Source organism: Nannocystis punicea, assembly GCF_026965555.1.
GTDB classification, from domain to species: Bacteria; Myxococcota_A; Polyangia; order Nannocystales; family Nannocystaceae; genus Nannocystis; species Nannocystis punicea.
Genome location: NZ_CP114040.1, coordinates 4,279,923 through 4,293,764, shown reverse-complemented (window position 1 = coordinate 4,293,764; position 13,842 = coordinate 4,279,923). Strand labels below are relative to the sequence as shown.

Here is a 13,842-nt window from a genome sequence, read left to right as displayed (position 1 = left end):
AAGTTCAGGCGGGCCGCTCGACCATCAGGGCCACGGCCTCGCCGCCGCCGAGGCACAGCGACGCGACGCCGCGGCGCTTGCCCTCCTGCTTGAGCGCGTGGACCAGGGTGACGAGCACGCGGGCGCCCGAGCAGCCGATGGGGTGGCCGAGGGCGATCGCCCCGCCGCGGACGTTGAGGCGGTCGTGCGGGATCCCCAGCTTGTCGCCGTTGGCGAGCGCGACCACCGCGAACGCCTCGTTGATCTCCCACAGGTCGACGTCGGCGACCGTCTTGCCGGTGCGGGCGAGCAGCCGCTCGATCGCCCCGGTCGGGGCGGTCGTGAACCACTCGGGCGCCTGGGCGAAGCCGGCGTCGCCGACGATGGTGGCGAGCGGGGTGATGCCGCGCTTGTCGGCCTCGGCGCGCGACATGACGACCAGGGCGGCCGCGCCGTCGTTGATCGTCGAGGCGTTGCCGGCCGTGATCGTGCCGTTCTTGTCGAACGCGGGGCGCAGGCCGGGCAGCTTCTCGATGTCGCCCTTGAACGGCTGCTCGTCCTCGCTGACGGTGACCGAGCCCTTCTTGCCGGGCACCTCGACCGGCGCGATCTCCTCGCGGAACAGGCCGGCCTTCACGGCTGCCTGGGCGCGGCGGAAGCTCTCGGCGGCGTAGCCGTCCTGGCGCTCCCGCGGGATCGCGCACTCGCGGGCGCACAGCTCGCCGGCCATGCCCATGTGGAAGTTCTTGTACGGGTCCCACAGGCCGTCGTGGATCATGCCGTCGACGAGCGTGCCGTTGCCCAGGCGGTAGCCGGCGCGCGCCTGCGGCAGCAGGTACGGCACGTTGGACATGCTCTCGATGCCGCCGGCGACCACGATCTCGGCGTCGCCGGCGCGGATCGCCTGGGCGGCGAGCATGACCGCCTTGAGGCCGGAGCCGCAGACCTTGTTGATGGTGATGCAACCGACGTGGTCGGGCACGCCGGCGCCGCGGCTGGCCTGGCGGGCGGGCGCCTGGCCCTGCCCGGCCGGCAGCACGCAGCCGAGGATCACGTCCTCGACGTCCTTGCCGTCGACGCCAGCCCGCTGGAGCGCGGCGCGGACGGCGACGCTGCCGAGCTGGTGGGCGGCGAGCGGCGCGAGCGCCCCCTGAAACGCGCCGATGGGGGTGCGAGCAGCGCTGGCGATCACGACTTCCCGGGCCATCACGAAACTCCTTTTGCGCAGCCTTTGAACCGGCGGTGCGCGCGGCGGCGGGTTCGTCGTCGCGGCGCCGGATGGTTCGCAAGGTCGGCTTAGCACGCGGGGATGCAAGATCTGAAGCCCTGGAGCCGGGAGCGCCTGCGGCGCGGCCTTTGCGCTGACTCACTGCGCTGGCGCATCCGCGTCCGTTCGAGAAAATCACCGCGTGGGCGCCGGAGCTCGAGCTTTGCGGTTGACGATGGCGGCTCAGATCGGGTACCCACGTGCGCCCTCGATGCCGGGGTAGCTCAGATGGTTAGAGCGAGGGATTCATAACCCCTAGGTCGGCGGTTCGATTCCGCCCTTCGGCACCCAAGCCCGCCCCACCAGGCGGGCTTGTTTCTTTTAAAGAGCTGAATGACATGTCCCGAGGGACATGTCGTTCGCAGCCGGCGCGGGGCGAGAGGGTCTGCTCTTTCGGACAGAGCGCGACACGCTCGAGCGCGACACGCGGCGCGCAACACGCGGCGCGCAAGGATCAGGCTCGCTGTGCTCGAGGGCGTCACCGTGCCTGGCACGGCGCAGGGGTCCTTCGCGCGAGCGACTCTCACCGCCGACTTTGCCGCCCCCTCGCAGACCCGAGTGCAGGTCGACCGGCTGCGAATGAAGCGTCGTGCTCGCGGGCGTCGCCGTGCCTGGCACGGCGTGGGGGGTCATTCGCGCGAGCGACTCTCACCGCCGACTTTGCCGGCCCTCGCAGACCCGGGTGCAGGCTGACGGACTGCGATTCGGCCCGGCTCGTCGTGCTCGAGGTCGTCTCCCGAGGGCCACGCCCAGGCGCACGAGCCGAGCTCCGCGCGGACGAGCTGCGACGTCCCGCCCCCCGCGCTCACCAGCGGCGGGGGCTCACGCCTTTTTGTCGCGCGGGTTGGGCTTCGCGCCCGGCTTGGGGGCGTCGTCGGGTTCGGCGCTCTTCGGTCCGAGCGGCGCGCGCGGCAGCAGGTTGCCCAGTCCGCTCGGCCCGGGGATGTCGAACAGGCCCGACTTGCCCTGCGACGACCGCGAGCCGGCCCCTCCGAGCGGCTCGAAGGGCTTGGCCGGCACCGGGGGCTCCGGTGCCGCCGCGGCCGGCTCGGCGACGGACTTGGCGCCGGGCGTGGCCTGCCCGCCTGTCCCGGAGGACATGCCCGAAGCGCCAGGGGTTGCGCTCGTCGACGGCTTCATTCCTGTCCCGGAGGACAGACCCGGAGTGCCCGAGGTCGCGCTCGTGGTCTTCGCACCGGTCCCGGAGGACATGCCCGAAGTGCCAGGCTGCGCGGCCCGCCCGAGGTTCCCTGGCCCCGGCTTGGCGCCGGATTCAGTCGACTTCGCCGGGTCCGTTCCGCCGCCCTGCGGCTTGCCGGCCGGCGCCGGAGCGGCCGCGCTGTTACCCGCGGCTGCAGGCGCGACGCCGCTGGTCGCCGGCTTCACACCCGGCGCGGCGCTCGCCGGCGAGGATGTCCCCGCGGACCTGTCCGCTGTGCCAGCTGCGGCCGGCGACCCGGAAGTCGTGTTCGCGGTCTTCGCCGATCCGACCTCGACCGCGGCCTGCGTCCCCGGCTTCGCCGACCCGCTCGCGGTGGGAAGCCCGGCGCTCTTCGCCGCGCTCGCGTCGCCGGGTGCGGCCGAGGGGAGCTTCACCGCGCCGCTCGCCGGGAGCCCGCTCTTCGTGGCCGTCGCCGGCCCGCTCGCGCCCAGAGCGGCGCTCGCCGCCTTCGTCGGCCCGCTCATGCCCGTCGCCGGCCCGCTCGCGCCCGGAGCGGCGCTCGCCGCCTTCGTCGGCCCGCTCATGCCCGACCTCTGCCCTCCGGTCGCGGCCCCGGGCGCTCCAGGCGTGGCGCTCGCGGGTTTAGTCGCCCCGGTGGACACGCTCGTTGCCGGAGCGGCGCTCGCGGCCTTCGCCGGCCCGCTCACGCCTGGCGCGGCCGACCCGCTCGCGGCCTTCACGGGTCCGCTTGCCGGTCGACTCGGCGCCTGCGCCTGGCCCGCGGTGCTGCCCGCAGCCTTCGTCGGTCCGCTCGCCGGTCGAGCCGGCTGCGTCGCGCCCGGGGCCGCCTTCACCGGCCCGCTCAGCCCCGGCGCAACTGGCTTGGCCGGCCCGCTCGTGGCGCTCGCACCGACGCCGCTCGGCTTCACCGGCTCGCTCGGCGCCCCGAACTTCACCGCCCCGCCGGGGCCTGCGCCGGCGGTCGGCTTGGCCGACTCGACCGTGCTGCTCGCCTTCACCGGCCCGCTCGGGTTCACCGCGCCCGAACCGGCGGCCTTCACCGGCCCGCTGGCGACGCCCACCATCTTCGCCGCAGGAGCGGCCGGCGTGGTGGTCCCGCTCGCAGCGTTCGGCTCGCTCGACGCCGCCGGCGACGGCCCCGAGCCCGCCCGACCTGCCGCGGCCGAAACGGTCGCACCGACCCCTGCGGGCGGCCGTCCCGGCGCCGGCGCGGTCCAGCGCGGCGCCTCGCCGGGCTTGCCCACGTTCGTCTCCGAGGTCGCCGGTCTCGTCGGCAGCGTCCCGCCCGGAGGCGCGAACGTCCGCGCGGGGATCGGCCCCGACGCACCAGCCCCGGGCGACACGGCAGGCTGCCCGTGCGCCGGCGTCATCGGCCTGCCCGCAGGGACAGGTCCCGAAGCACCTGTCCCCGGGGACACGGCAGGCCTGCCCGCAGGAACAGGTCCCGAAGCACCTGTCCCTGGAGACACCACCGGCTGCCCGTGCGCCGGCGTCGCCGGCCTGCTCGCAGGAACCGGCCCCGAAACACCTGTCCCTCCGGACAGAGGCGTCGCCGCCGGCTGCCCCAGCCCCGGCGTCGGCCTGCTCCCCGACACTCCAGGCGGAGGCGCCGCCGCCGGCTGCCCCAGCCCCGGCGTCGGCCTGCTCCCCGACACCCCAGGCGGAGGCGCCGCCGCCGGCTGCCCCAGCCCCGGCGTCGGCCGGCTCCCCAGCCCCGTCGCCGGCGCGCCGAGCACGGCCGGCCGCGTCGGCGCCGGGCCGACCACGGTCTGCGGCAGCGGCTTGCCCGCCGCCGGCGTCGGCCCCGACACGCCTGCCCCCGCGCGCATGCCCGAAGGGACAGGTCCCGGAGCACCTGCCCCACGCGACATGTCCCCGGGAACCTGTCCCGGAAAACCTGTCCCCTGGGCTGCCCGCACGCTCTCGGGCACCGGCAGCTCGGCCGGCATCATCATCTGGACCGTGTCCTCGTTGGGGTCGGGCTCGCCGTCCTCGAGCTCGTCGACCTCGTCGGCGTCGACCTCGGCGACGTCCTCCGCGTCCGCGTAGCCCTGCTCGCCCTCGCCGGCGCTCTCGGCCGCCTCGCCCTCGCCGTACTCGCCCTCGCCGTACGCGCCCTCGCTGGCGTACGTGCCGCTCTCGGCCAGCGGCTCGTCCTCGGCCGCCGCCGCGGCGATCGTCTCGGCCGCGGTCGCGTCGCGCTCCGCCTCGGCCGCCTCGTCATCGACCTCGGGCGCCGGCGCGCTCGCGGGAGCCTCGTCGGCCTCGACAGCGATCTCCACCGATTTCGAGTCCGGCCCGGCGGCCTTGACCGGCTTCGAGTCCGGCCGCCCGTCGGTGCGCGCGGGGATCCCCAGCGACGCGCGCCGCTCCTCGAGGATCTTGCGCAGCTCGGCCCGCCCCTCGCGGGTCAGCAGCGTGCGCGAGCGCGCCTTGGGCGTCTCGCTGACGCTCGCTCCGGCGCCGCTGCCGGCCGCGAGCGCCTTCGTCCGCAGCGTCTCGTCGACGTTGATCTCGAAGTCCTCGGCGACTGGCCCATCGGACAGGTTGGCGAACGGCCCGCTGACCCGCGGCGGCGGCTTCTGGGCCGGGGGCGCGGCGGGCAGGCTGCGCGGGCGGATCGAGCCCGCCATCGGATCGGTCTTCGGCCGCGGCCCGACGCTGCTGATGCTCGTGGGCGCCGCCGCCGGGCGCAGCGGCGACCGCTGCGGCTCCTCCCAGTCGTCCTCCTCGCACAGCTGGTTCAGGACATCCTGGACCACCACGCGCATCACGTTGGCGCTCGGCCAGCGGGCCATCGGCTCGAACGCCAGCGCTCGATCGACCAGCTCGATCAGCGGGCGCGGCAGGTCGGGCCGCAGCGTCGCCAGCGAGCGCGCCGGCGTGCGAGCCACCGCGAGCAGGCGCTCGATCACCGGGCCGATGGCCGGGAAGACCGTCTCGCCCGACATCGCCCGGAACATGGTCGCGGCGATCGACCACAGGTCGCTGCGCGCGTCGAGGTTGTCGTTGTCGGCGCGGGCCTGCTCGGGCGCGATGTACGAGACCGTGCCGAACACGATGCCGTCGCTCTGGTCGAGCGCCTCGGCCGACAGCTCGCGCACGCGGGCGAGCCCGAAGTCCAGCAGCTTCACGCTGCCGTCGCGGCACAGGAAGATGTTGGCCGGCTTGATGTCGCGGTGGAGGATGCCCTTCGAGTGGGCGGCCGCGAGCACCTCGAGCAGCGCGTCCGTCATCTCGAGCACGGCCACCGGAGGGAGCTGGCCCAATCGCTCCAGGCGCCCCTCGAGCGACTCGCCCTCGAGCAGCTCCATCACCAGGTACACGTCGCCCTCTTCGGTGATGTCGTCGTCGAGGACGTGGACCGCGTTGCGATGGCCGACGCTGTTGGCCGCGTAGCCCTCGCGCAGGAAGCGGCGGCGCGCCTGCTCGTTGCGGAGGAAGAGCGTGTGCAGCACCTTGAGCGCGGCGCGGTTGCCGTTGCGATGCGTGGCCGCGTACACCGACGCCATCCCGCCGATGGCGATCAGGCTGTCGAGGTGCCACTTGTTTCGCAGCCACCGGCCCACGCGACTCTGGGCCTCCGACAAGAACCTCGTGCTGCTGCCCCCGACCAAGCGGGCCCAGGATCACGACTGAGGGCGCGAGGTGTCAAGCGCACTGGGGGGCACGCGCCGCAGTTTGGCCGCTGTCCGCCTGCGGAGCCGCGTTCGCCGCCCTGTCCGGCCCGTGACAGCGGGCTCATGCGCGGCGAAACGGCGCTCGCCTGCCTCCTGCGCAGCGGCCCGGGCGGTTCCGCCCGAAACCGCGGCGACCGACCCGAGCATCGCCGTTCGGGCAGATCCACGGCGCCGGCACGGCCCGCGGCGGCGCGCTTTCGTCGTTTTTTTTGGTCGGCCTCCGCGGCCGGTCTACGCTCCGCGACCGTGGAACTCGCAACCGCGCAGCGTCCGACCCTCTCCGACCTCGGCGACGACTTGCCGGGCGGCGAGGTCATCGAGCTGCCGATCGAGATCGACAGCCCGCTCGAGCACCTCGAGCGCTACACCGTGCTGCGCCTCGTCGGCGCCGGCGGGATGGGCAAGATCTACCAGGCGTACGACAGGCTGCTCGAGCGCAACGTGGCGCTGAAGGTCATGCACGCCGACATCCCGCCGCGCGAGCAGCGACGCTTCCGCCGCGAGGCGATCCTCGGCGCGCGCCTCCTGCACCCGTGCCTCGTGCGCGTGTACGACATGGGGGTCGACGCGCGCGGCCAGACCGAGTGGATGGCGATGGAGTACCTGCCGGGCACCGACATGCTGCAGCTGCTCGACGCCACTCGCGCGCGCCGGCAGGCGCTGCCGTGGCCGGCGCTGGTGCGCGGCCTGACGCAGGTGCTCATGGGGCTGCAGTACCTGCACGACTGCCGGGTGGTTCACTGCGATGTGAAGCCGGCCAACATGTTCGTGACCCGCGACCCGAACACGCGGTTCCTTACGACCAAGCTGCTCGACCTCGGCATCGCCTACGACCTCGACGGCCCCCGGCCCGGCCCGACCGAGCCGCTCTGTGGCGACCCCAACTACATCGCCCCCGAGCAGACCGTGCACGGCGGCGTCATCGATCCGCGCACCGACATCTACGCCGTCGGCGTCAGCCTCTACGAGCTGGCCACCGGCGTGCTGCCGTTCGAGGAGCTGACGAGCGCGCCGCTACACGAGCTCCTGCTGGCCCAGCGCGACCGGACGCCGCCGCCGCCGAGCTCGCGCATGCCGGCCGGCACGCCGCCTGAACTTGCGGACAGGCTCGACTGGATCTTCAGCCGCGCCTGCGCGAAGGATCCTGCGCGCCGTTATCCGAGCGCGCGAGCGATGCAGGCCGCGCTGCACACCGAGTGATCGAGTGAACGCCGCTCGCGGTCGGTTGCCCCCGATCGCGGACCCGGTGCGGCCTGGGAGCCTCGCTTGCCGACGTCGATCGCCGATGCGTATGATCGCGCAGCGTGCTGAAGACCGTTCGCGTCCCGCCTCGCTTCGAGCCGCTGTTCGAGCAGGCGCAGGAGTACGTGGGGCGGATCTTCGCCGAGCGGCGCGACGTCCCCGACAAGGCCACGATCGAGGTCTTCGGCCAGCGCTACATGCTGGTGCGGGCGCGGGCCATGTCGGTCGAGTTCTTCGAGATGGTCCAGCGCCTGTACCGCGACAAGGGCCAGGACGAGGCCCTGGGGGTCGCCCGTAGCCTCTTGTTCGACATCGCTCACGCCATGGGGTTGGCCGACGCCAACGACTTTGCCGAGCGCATGCATTTGCAAGATCCGATCGCCCGGCTGTCCGCGGGGCCGATCCACTTCTCGCACTCGGGCTGGGCTTTCGTGGACATCTCGCCCGACAGTCGTCCGGCCCCGAACGAGAGCTTCTATCTCCTCTACGACCACCCCTACTCCTTCGAGTCGGACTCGTGGATCGACGCCGGCAAGCGCACCGACTTTCCGGTGTGCGTGATGAACGCGGGTTACTCCTCGGGTTGGTGCGAAGCCAGCTTCGGGGTCCCGCTGGTGGCGACGGAGATCCTCTGCCGGGCCAAGGGCGACGAGCACTGTCGCTTCATCATGGGCCACCCCTCGCGGATCGAGGGCTACATCCACGACTACCTCCACGGCCAGCCGCACCTGGCCGACCACGTCACGCGCTACGAGATCCCCGGCTTCTTCTCGCGCAAGCAGCAGGAGGACGAGCTGCGCAGCCGCGAGGAGCAGTACCGCGGGATCTTCGAGGCCGGCACCAACGCCCTGCTGATCCTCGACGAGGCCGGATTGGTCGTGCAGGCCAACCCGGCCGCCTCGCGCCTGTTCCGCTGCTCGCGCGACGACCTCGCCGGGCGGCGCTTCGCCGACCTTCTGGCGGCCTCGGGCGGCGCCGACCTGTTCCCCCGCATGCGCGCCGCCGTCCACGAGCACGGCCATTTCCTGTCCGAAGGGACAGCCACCGCGCGCGACGGGCGGACCTACGTCGTCGAGCTGCGGGGCGCCCGCTTCCGCTTGCAGAACCGCGACCATCTGCTGGCCGTGCTGACCGACATCACCGAGCAGAAGCGGGCCCAGCTGGCGCTGCGCCAGGCCCACGACGAGCTCGAGCAGCGGGTCCGCGAGCGCACCGCCGAGCTCGAGCGGCTCAACCAGCAGCTGCACCTGCTCAACAGCCAGCTGGTCTCGGCGCGCGACTCGGCGATCGACGCCAGCCGGGCCAAGAGCGCCTTTTTGGCCAACATGAGCCACGAGCTGCGGACCCCGCTCAACGCCATCATCGGCTACAGCGAGCTGCTCGAGGACGAGAGCGGCGACAGCGACCGGCTCGACCTCGGCGACCTCGGCAAGATCCGGGGCGCCGCCCGCCACCTCCTCGACCTCATCAACGACATCCTCGACGTCTCCAAGATCGAGGCCGGCAAGATGGAGCTGTTCGTCGAGGACTTCGCGGTCGACGAGCTGGTCCAGGAGGTCGTCGCCACCATCGAGCCGCTGGCGCGCAAGAACGACAACCAGCTGGAGATCGCCGCCCGCCCCGGCCTCGGCGCCGTCGCCCTCGACCGCACCAAGGTCAAGCAGATCCTCATCAACCTGCTCAGCAACGCCTGCAAGTTCACCCACCGCGGCGTCGTCGGCCTCCGGGTCTCGCGCGAGGCCGGGGTCCACGGCGAGCAGCTCGTCGTCGCCGTCCAGGACACCGGCATCGGCATCGACCCCGCCCGCCTCGAGGAGCTGTTCCAGCCGTTCCGCCAGGCCGACGAGTCGACCACCCGCAAGTACGGCGGCACCGGCCTCGGCCTGTCGATCAGCCGCCACTACGCCGAGATGATGCACGGCCGCATCGAGGCCCGCAGCGTCCCCGGCCAGGGCTCGACCTTCACCGTGACGCTGCCGATCGCCCTCCACAGCGTCGAAGCCGCCGAGTGACCCGAAGGACATGGCCTCCGGGGCATGCCGCCAGGAGCATGTCCTGAAGGGCCTGTCCCTTCGTACATGCCCTTCCGGGCAGGCGCGCCCGCTCAGCCGGTGAGGCGGCCGGTGCGGTAGTCGGCGAACGCCTGCCGCAGCTCGTCGTCGGTGTTCATCACGAACGGGCCGCGGCGGGCCACCGGCTCGCCCAGCGGCCGGCCGGCGAGCACCAGCAGGCGCGCGCCCGCGTCGCTGGAGACCGCCAGAGTGTCGCCGTGGCCGAGCACGCCGACCTGTCCCTTGAGCAATTCGCGGCCGTCGCTGCCGATCCGCGCCGCGCCCTCGAGCACGTAGGCGAACGACGACGTGAGGTCGCAGGCGATCGGCTGCCGCATCGCCGCGCCGGCGGCGAGGGTCACGTCCATCAGCAGCGGCTTCACCGTGACCCCGTCGACGGGCCCGCGCTTGCCGGCCAAGTTGCCGGCGACCAGGCGCACCTGCGCGTCGTCGACGATCAGCGTCGGGATCGTCTCCGACCCGAGCTCCTGGTAGCGGGGCTTCGTCATCTTCTCCGCCGCCGGCAAGTTGACCCACAGCTGGAAGGCCCACAGCTGCCCGCTGTCCTGCGGGCGCGGCATCTCCTCGTGCACGATCCCGCGGCCGGCCGTCATCCACTGCGCCGCCCCGGCCCCGATCCGCCCGTGGTTGCCGACGCTGTCGCGGTGCTCGAACGACCCCGCGAGCACGTACGAGACCGTCTCGAAGCCGCGGTGCGGGTGCTCGGGGAAGCCGGCCTGATACTCGTCGGGCCGATCGCTGCGGATCTCGTCGAGCAACAGGAACGGGTCCAGCGCCGCAAGTCCGCGGTGCCCGAGCGCGCGCCGGATCGTGACACCGGCCCCGTCGCGCGACGGCTGGAAGCCGTGCACCGCCGTCAGCTCTCGCACCGTCGCGCTCTTCTTCACCAGCGGCGTGGTGATCGCCGGCGGCGTACAGCCGGTGAACAGCAGAGCGGGAGCGGCCTTCAAGAGCGCGCGGCGCGTCGTGGCAGACACGCCCTCACGCTAAGCCCGCGCGCACAGCGTTTCAACAACCTGGCGATGCGCCTCATGTCACGTGGCCGAACGGTCATGTGTCCGCGGCGGCGAGTCCGCCGGACGCGTCGTCCCATGGATCCACCGACCAGCCCCGCGGCCCGGGCGACAGGTCCGTCGCCGCGATCGAGGCGACAGCAAGACGCGAGCCATCGCCGATCCGCCGCGACCACGGACCGTCCTCCTCGCGTTTCACGTCCTCGCGGCGAGGGCCGAGTCCGGCGCGCTCGAAGGCTCCGACAGGGGAGCGCAACGGCCTTCGCTAACCAGGCTCACGCGACTGGCACGGTCGAACTGTCCGCTCGATCGGCCGAGCTCTGCTCGCGGGCCGGGGTCGCGACGACCGAGGGCCGATCGATCTCCGCGACCCGTCGCGCGCGGCGCTCCAGGAAGCCGAGCTCGAGCCTGGTGCGAACCGGGCGCGCGCGACTCGGACTCCAGGACGCCTCGCGGTCCCCGGAGCGACCTCGTCGGCGCTCAGCCGCGCTCGCTGGGATCGAGGCCCTGGATCCCCGCGACCACCACCGCGTGCAGCCGCGGCTCGTCGATGTGGGCCGCGATGGCGTCGGCGGTGCGGTCGCGCAGGCGGACGATGTCGACGAGGGTCTTGCCCTCCGGCGCGATGGCCGGCAGGACCTGCACCTCGATCGGGACATGTCGCGGGAGCCATGTCCCGTCGTGCAGGGCGTCCCGGGTGCCGCGCAGCGCGATCGGCACCACCGGCACCCCTGTCTCGCAGGCCAGGCGGAACGCGCCGAGCTTGAACGGCCGCAGCCCGGCCTCGCGGCTGAACGTGCCCTCGGGGAACACGACCACCGGCGCGCCCGCCCGCAGCACCTCGGCCACCGCCTCGAGCCCGGCCAGCGCGCGCTCCGCCTGCAGCCGCTCGATCAGCACGTGACCGGCCCGGCGGATCAGCGGCCCGAACGCCCGGTTGTCGCGGCACTCGCCCTTGACCACGAAGCGGATCGTGTCCGGCAGCGCCGCCAGCAGCACGAACGGGTCGAGGTAGCTGCAGTGGTTGGGCGCCAGGACACATGGCCCTTCGGGCATGTTCTCGAGGCCAGTCACTTGCGGGCGCAGGCCGATGGTCGTCATCGTCGCGCGCGCCACGTTGCGCGAGAACTTGCGCAGCGGCGCGCCCGAAGGGATCAGGCGCCCGGCCGCGGTCGAGGCCGCGAGCATCCCGCCGAAGGTGCCGAGGGCGAAGCCGCCGTAGGCGACCTCGCCGGCGCGACCGGCCAGCGCGCGGGCGCGGCGCGGCAGCCCGCGCAAGTAGAGCCCCGCGGCCTGGCGGGCGAACGACCCGTGGCCGCGGCCGAGCTCGCCCGCGAGGTACAGCCGGCGCGTGTCGCCGCGGCGGATCTTCCCGCTCGACGTCTTCGGCACCGCCCCCGCCGCAGTCAGCACCACGCGGTCGGGCGGCACGCCCACGGTGCCGGCGATCGCCTCGCCGATCTTCTGCTGCAGCGCGATGCGGGCCGCGGGCCGCTCCTCCTTCGTCTCCGCGACCACCACGATCGACTCGGTCCCGCTCGCCTCGTCGCGCACTGCGAACGCCGCCACGCAGCCCTGGCGCACCCCCGGCACCGCCCCCGCCGCGGCCTCGAGCTCGTGCGGGTAGTAGTTGCGGCCGCCCTTGATGATCAGGTCCTTCACGCGGCCGGAGATGAACAGCTCGCCGTCCACCAGGTAGCCGAGGTCGCCGGAGTCGACCCAACCGTCGGCCAGCTTGACCTTCGCAGTCGCCTCCGGGTTGCGGTAGTAGCCCTTGAAGGCCGACGGCCCGCGGAACAGGATCCGGCCCTGGCGGCGGTCGGGCAGCGGCGCTCCGGCCTCGTCGGCGATCCGCACCTCGTGGTTCGGCACCGCCGAGCCGCAGCCGACGAAGTGCAGCACCTCGCTCTCGGGCGCGCCCGCGGCGGCCGGCCGCGCCTCGCCGGTCGCCTCGAAGGTCGCGCGCTCGACCCTGTCGACCAGCGGCGCCCGGTCCGGCGGCGGGAACGTCACCGCGACCATGTTCTCGGCCAGGCCGTAGGCGCAGAACAGCGCCTCGGGGCGGAAGCCGGCCGGCGCCAGGTGGGCCGCGAAGCGATCGAGCGTGGCCGGCAGGATCGGCTCGGAGCCGTTCAGCATCGCCCGGATCTGGCCCAGCTTCAGCGGCGCGATCGCCTCGAGCGAGACCCGCTTGACGCACAGGTCGAACGCGAAGTTCGGCGCGCAAGAGATCGTGCCGTGGTACTGCGAGAACGCCTGCAGCCACCGCTCCGGCCGGGCCAGGAACGTCACCGGCGACAGGATCACGGTGGGTGTCCCGAAGTACAGGTTCATCAGCCACCCGCCGACCAGCCCCATGTCGTGGTAGAGCGGCAGCCAGCTGACCATCACGTCGCCGGCCCGCAACGCGCAGCCCTCGGCCGCCGCGCGGATGTTGGCGAGCACGTTGGCGTGCGTCAGCTCGACGCCCTTGGGGTCGCCGGTGCTGCCCGACGTGTACTGCAGCAGCGCAGTGTCCTCGCCGCGCAGGTCGGCCGCGACCGCGGAGTCGAGGCTGGCGTCGGCCAGCGCCTCGTCGACGTCGACCACCTGGCCGAGCGCCGGCACCTGGTCGCGCACCAGCTCGGCGACCCTGGCCGCGCGCGCGAACGTGATCAGCGTCTCGGCCTCGGCGTTGGCCAGGATCTTCGCCTCGCGCTGGATGTACTCGGCGATCCGGTCGAGACGGAACGGCGGGTACAGCGGCACCGGCACCCCGCCGGCCAGCTGCGCGCCCATGAACGCCGCGAAGTACCCGCGCGACGTCGGCAGCATGATCGCCACCTTCGCCCCCGGCTTCAGCCCGCGCCGCCGCAGCGCCGCCGCCACCCGCCCGGCGTCGCGCCGCAGCGCCGCGTAGGTGATCGCCTCCTCGCGCCCGTCCTCGCGCAGCAGCAGGACGTGGACCCGCCCCGGCGTGCGCGCCGCGTGGTACTCGAGCGCCTCGATCAGCGTCTGCGCGGCCGCGGGCGCCGGCGACGGCGGCTCTGTCGGCAAGGACAGGTCCTCGGAGACATGCGCCTTCGGACCTGCGCTCGGGGACATGTCCGAAGCGCCCTCCCCGCGGGCCTGGCGGGCCAGCGCGACCAGCTGGCGCGGGGTGTCGGCGACGCTGAGCGCCTCCTCGGGGAAGACCACGCCGAGGCGGGCCTCGAGGCGGCCGAGCAGCTCGACCCGCTCGAGGCTGCCGAGGCCGAGCTCGCGCTCGAGCGAGGCGTCGAGGTTGAGGTGGCCGAGGCCGCGTCCGTCGCCGACGGCGGAGATGAGCTCGCCGACGACGGCGAGGACCGTGGCCTCCTCGATCGGGCTCGGGGCGGAGGGCGTGCCTGACATGCGGGGGACGATACCCGATCCGCGGCCGCCCGCC

At 73.5% G+C, this 13,842-nt stretch carries 6 protein-coding genes and 1 tRNA gene; 3 read left to right on the top strand and 4 right to left on the bottom strand.

Features of this window, described 5'->3' with window-relative positions; translation table 11 throughout:
- Positions 1 to 4: 4 nt before the first annotated feature.
- Positions 5 to 1,186 carry a thiolase family protein gene (locus tag O0S08_RS16505; protein ID WP_269040112.1) on the bottom strand — a complete coding sequence of 394 codons (1,182 nt, stop codon included), beginning with the start codon at positions 1,184 to 1,186 and terminating at the stop codon, positions 5 to 7.
- A gap of 273 nt (positions 1,187 to 1,459) precedes the next feature.
- On the opposite strand from O0S08_RS16505, the gene O0S08_RS16500 reads away from it, so the two are divergent.
- A tRNA-Met gene (locus tag O0S08_RS16500) sits at positions 1,460 to 1,533 on the top strand.
- Positions 1,534 to 2,068: 535 nt separating this feature from the next.
- Here the strand turns inward: O0S08_RS16500 and O0S08_RS16495 are convergent.
- Positions 2,069 to 5,998: a serine/threonine-protein kinase gene (locus O0S08_RS16495; protein ID WP_269040111.1), complete on the bottom strand. Its 3,930-nt coding sequence runs from the start codon at positions 5,996 to 5,998 to the stop codon at positions 2,069 to 2,071.
- Between the two features lie 357 nt (positions 5,999 to 6,355).
- On the opposite strand from O0S08_RS16495, the gene O0S08_RS16490 reads away from it, so the two are divergent.
- Positions 6,356 to 7,309, top strand: a complete 954-nt coding sequence (locus O0S08_RS16490; protein ID WP_269040110.1) for a serine/threonine-protein kinase — start codon at positions 6,356 to 6,358, stop codon at positions 7,307 to 7,309.
- 104 nt (positions 7,310 to 7,413) lie between these two features.
- On the top strand, positions 7,414 to 9,363 hold the full coding sequence (locus O0S08_RS16485) for an ATP-binding protein (protein WP_269040109.1): 1,950 nt from the start codon (positions 7,414 to 7,416) through the stop codon (positions 9,361 to 9,363).
- A gap of 92 nt (positions 9,364 to 9,455) precedes the next feature.
- Here O0S08_RS16485 and O0S08_RS16480 read toward each other — a convergent pair whose 3' ends face one another.
- Together O0S08_RS16480 and O0S08_RS16475 are read right to left on the bottom strand one after the other, a co-directional pair.
- Positions 9,456 to 10,400, bottom strand: coding sequence for a pirin family protein (locus O0S08_RS16480; protein WP_269040108.1), 945 nt, complete (start codon positions 10,398 to 10,400; stop codon positions 9,456 to 9,458).
- 516 nt (positions 10,401 to 10,916) lie between these two features.
- A complete protein-coding gene (locus tag O0S08_RS16475) occupies positions 10,917 to 13,808 on the bottom strand; it encodes an AMP-binding protein (RefSeq protein WP_269040107.1) in 2,892 nt (963 codons plus the stop codon).
- Positions 13,809 to 13,842: the final 34 nt, after the last annotated feature.

Bases quoted from the DNA above. Each gene is read 5' to 3' on its own strand.
- O0S08_RS16505 (WP_269040112.1), bottom strand. From the start codon at position 1,186: ATGGCCCGGGAAGTCGTGATCGCCAGCGCTGCTCGCACCCCCATCGGC.
- O0S08_RS16475 (WP_269040107.1), bottom strand. From the start codon at position 13,808: ATGTCAGGCACGCCCTCCGCCCCGAGCCCGATCGAGGAGGCCACGGTC.